The sequence below is a fragment of the Microbacterium sp. MMO-35 genome, assembly GCF_037147555.1.
GTDB lineage: Bacteria > Actinomycetota > Actinomycetes > Actinomycetales > Microbacteriaceae > Microbacterium.
Genome location: NZ_JBBCVH010000031.1, coordinates 1 through 1,263, shown reverse-complemented (window position 1 = coordinate 1,263; position 1,263 = coordinate 1). Strand labels below are relative to the sequence as shown.

At 65.5% G+C, this 1,263-nt stretch carries 2 protein-coding genes; both read right to left on the bottom strand.

Annotation, left to right across the window (positions count from 1 at the left end; all coding sequences use genetic code 11):
* Positions 1–40: 40 nt before the first annotated feature.
* Complete coding sequence (locus WFJ01_RS19025; RefSeq protein ID WP_336630047.1) at positions 41–904, bottom strand: IS3 family transposase; 864 nt, start codon at positions 902–904, stop codon at positions 41–43.
* Positions 905–912: 8 nt separating this feature from the next.
* On the bottom strand, positions 913–1,197 hold the full coding sequence (locus WFJ01_RS19020) for a transposase (protein ID WP_336630046.1): 285 nt from the start codon (positions 1,195–1,197) through the stop codon (positions 913–915).
* Positions 1,198–1,263: the final 66 nt, after the last annotated feature.

Sequence of the window (1,263 nt, the reverse complement as noted above, 5' to 3'; positions counted from 1 at the left end):
GGAGCCTGACCCGCTTTTCCGGACGGGTTGTTTGTGTTGATCATGCCGCGGTGGCGGCGGGGATGTGAAGTCGTTCGAACTCCACGGGGCTGAGGTTGCCGAGGGAAGTGTGCCGACGGGTCGGGTTGTAGAAGCCCTCGATCCACTCGAACATCGCCGACGACAGCTCTGCTTTTGAGGTCCAGTTCGACCGGTCGAGCAGCTCGCGTTGCATCGTCGACCAGAACGACTCGATGAGCGCGTTATCGACGCTGGAGGCGACACGGCCCATCGAGCCGAGCAGACCGGCTTGCCTGAGCCGGTGACCGAAGAGCCAGGAGGTGTATTGCGCTCCTCGATCGGCGTGGACCACGGTTCCAGGCTCGGGTCGTCGTCGCCAGCGAGCCATCTCGAGGGCGTCGACGACGATCTCCGCGGTGATCCGGTCCGAGATCGACCAACCCACCACTCGGCGGCTGAACGCGTCGATGACGGCCGCGCAATACACCCATCCGTCTTTCGCGCGATGCTGCGTGATGTCGCAGAACCAGAGCCTGTTCGGCTCGGACGCGCGGAACTGTCGCTTCACCAGGTCCTCGTGCGTCGCTGTGTCTGGCTTCCAACCTCGCCGTTTGCGTCGATGAGACACCCCGGAGAGGCCGTCGAGGCGCATGAGCCGGGCGACGCGCTTCTTACCGACGTGAACGCCGAGCCCGAGCCGCAGTTCGGCCAGCACCCGCGGCGCCCCATAGGTGCCTCGCGAGCCGCGATGCACCTTCCGAATCGTCGCCGTGAGCGCGGCATCCACGACCGCGCGCAGCGACGGTGGGCGGGAAGCCCATTCGTAGTAGCCGGACGTTGAGACGTTGAGGGACCGGCAGGCCACCGCGACGGGGATTCCGTCCGCGGCGAGCTCCTGGACCAACCGGAACCCTATTTTGGGAGCACGTTCTCCCTGGCGAAATAGGCCGAAGCGCGCTTGAGGATCTCGATCTCCATCTCCAGCACACGGTTCCGGCGCCTCAGCTCCACGAGCTCCCTGTGCTCGTCGCTCGTGACGCCGGCCTTGCGGCCCGAGTCGATCGCGTCGCGGTTCATCCAGTTCCGAAGGCAGGATTCGCTGATCCCAAGATCACGCGCGGTCTGACCGACAGGGTTTCCCTGGGCAACGAGATCCAGGGCTCGACGCCGGAACTCCGGCGGGTGGGCAGCAGGCATCTCACGGACTCCTTCCGAGACGATCATCGCCTCAACTCAGTTGTCCGGGAAACCGGGTCAGGCTCC

What these genes read in the sequence shown, in the direction of transcription:
- WFJ01_RS19020 (WP_336630046.1), bottom strand. Translation starts at nt 1,197, where the DNA reads ATGCCTGCTGCCCACCCGCCGGAGTTCCGGCGTCGAGCCCTGGATCTC.